Source organism: Klebsiella sp. C283 (assembly GCF_048822555.1).
In the GTDB taxonomy this organism is placed as follows: Bacteria; Pseudomonadota; Gammaproteobacteria; order Enterobacterales; family Enterobacteriaceae; genus Klebsiella; species Klebsiella quasipneumoniae.
In genome coordinates this window covers 1-2,436 of record NZ_JBMEZS010000051.1, presented here as the reverse complement: position 1 = coordinate 2,436, position 2,436 = coordinate 1, and the positions used below count along the sequence as shown (strand labels likewise).

1 protein-coding gene and 1 pseudogene are annotated in these 2,436 nt (G+C 54.8%); both read left to right on the top strand.

The features are described from left to right. Positions 1–2,302, top strand: a 2,302-nt coding sequence (gene traC, locus ACOI7Z_RS27040; protein ID WP_243211319.1) for a type IV secretion system protein TraC, incomplete at its 5' end; no start/stop codon positions are given. After that, positions 2,302–2,436: pseudogene (locus ACOI7Z_RS27035) on the top strand (conjugal transfer protein TrbI); the annotation flags it as partial. The gene traC and the pseudogene ACOI7Z_RS27035, both read left to right, overlap by 1 nt.

Sequence of the window (2,436 nt, the reverse complement as noted above, 5' to 3'; positions counted from 1 at the left end):
CGGTCTGCGTGAATTCCGCTGGAGCGGTAAACAGGCTAAAAAGTTTAACGCCATCACCCAGGCCTACTATCTCCGGGCAGCGGAGACGAAGTTCCCCCTGCCTCCTGCACTGGATTTACCCCTGACGCTGCGTAACTACCGCGTGTACATCTCCTGCTGCGTGCCCCGGAAGAAAAACTCCACCACGCAAATTGTGGAGATGGAGAACCAGATTAAAATCCTGCGGGCGTCACTGGGCGGTGCCTATATTCCGACGCGTATCCTTGATGCTGCCGGGCTGGTCGAACTGATGCGCGAGCTTATAAACCCGGACCCGCACGAGATGTACCGCGTACCGTATAAGCTGGACCCCTATCAGGATCTGAACTATCAGTGTGTCGATGACAGCTTTGATATGCAGGTCACCGCCGGTCATCTGAAAATTGGCCGCCTGGGGCGTGACGGGAAAGAGTGCGTAACCCGGGTGACGAGCTACCATCTGGAGAGTGATCCGGAAATGGCCTTCCTCTGGACCTCCGCGGATAACTACGCCAACCTGCTTAACCCGGAGCTCTCCATTTCCTGCCCCTTTGTCATTACGCTGACGCTGATGGTGGAGGACCAGGTGAAGACCCAGAATGAAGCCAACATGAAATTCATGGACGTGGAGAAGAAAAGCAAAACCTCCTACGCGAAGTTTTTTCCGAACGTGATAAAAGAAATGCAGGAGTGGGGCGATATCCGCCAGCGACTGGCGACCAACCAGACCTCCCTGGTGTCCTACTTCTTTAATATCACCACGTACACCGCAGACAGCACAGAGGCCTCTCTCGCCGCTGAACAGCAGGTGCTCAACAGCTACCGTAAAGGCGGTTTCCAGCTGATCCCGGCCCGCTACCATCACCTGCGTAACTTTCTGGCCATGATGCCGTTCAAGTGTGGTGAGGGCCTGTTTAAAGAGCTGCAGGCGGCAGGCGTGGTGAAGCGGGCGGAGACGTTCCAGGTGGCTAACCTCCTGCCGATCGTCGCTGACAGCCCGCTGGCGCCGGCGGGACTCCTGGCGCCCACCTACCGAAATCAGCTGGCGTTCATCGACCTGTTCTACGAGGGAATGAACAATACCAATTTCAACATGGCAGTCTGCGGGACGTCCGGGGCGGGTAAAACCGGTCTGATTCAGCCCCTCATTCGCAGTGTGCTCGACTCCGGCGGGTTTGCCTGGGTGTTCGACATGGGCGATGGCTATAAGTCCCTGTGTGAAAACATGGGGGGCGTATACCTCGATGGCGATACCCTCAAGTTTAACCCGTTCGCCAACGTGCTGGATGATGCTCACTTCGACATGTCAGCAGAACGTATACGCGATCAGATGTCTGTCATGGCCAGTCCGAACGGCAACCTCGATGAAGTCCATGAAGGCCTGCTTCTGCAGGCAGTGCAGGCGGCCTGGTTAAGCAAGCGTAATCATGCACGCGTTGATGACGTAGTGCAGTTTTTACAGGACGCGAAGGACAGCGATGAATATGCTGATTCCCCAACAATCCGGGGCCGTCTGGACGAGATGATAATCCTGCTCGATCAGTACACGGTAAATGGGATCTACGGGGACTATTTCAACTCAGATACACCAACACTCCACGATGATGCCCGGATGGTGGTACTGGAGCTCGGTGGCCTGGAGTCGCGGCCATCTCTGCTTATCGCTGTGATGTTCTCATTGATTATTTACATCGAGAACAGGATGTATCAGTCACCGCGTGGCCTGAAAAAACTGAACGTCATCGATGAAGGCTGGAAGCTCCTTGATTTCAAGAATGAAAAAGTGGGTCAGTTCATCGAGAAAGGCTACCGTACCGCGCGTCGACATACCGGCGCATACATCACCATCACGCAAAATATCGTGGACTTCGATTCCCCGACCGCATCGAGCGCTGCACGCGCTGCCTGGGGGAACTCGTCATACAAGGCCATTCTGAAACAGTCAGCGAAGGAATTTGCCAAGTATAACCAGCTGTACCCGGATCAGTTCAGCAAGCTGGAGAAAGACATGATTAACGGCTTCGGTTCGGCCAAAGAGCAGTGGTTCAGCTCTTTTATGCTGCAGGTGGAAGCGAACTGCTCCTGGCACCGCCTGTTCGTCGACCCGCTCAGCCGGGCGATGTACTCCTCAAAAGGCCCGGATTTTGAGTACATGAAAGCTCGCCGGCAGGAGGGGGTCGATATCCACGATGCGGTGTACGGCCTCGCGTGTCGCAACTTTAAAGACGAAATGGCAGAGCTTGAATCCCGAATACCGGTGAATGACATGGAGGATAAACAGTGATGAAAAACAACACCGAACAGCCGGTCAGTACGAACTCTCATACCTTTCGCCGGATACCTGTCATCGTTGCTCTCGTGCTTTTCGCCCTGGCAACCAGCGCGTTTCTCTCACGCGTGGTTCTGGAGTACTCCACA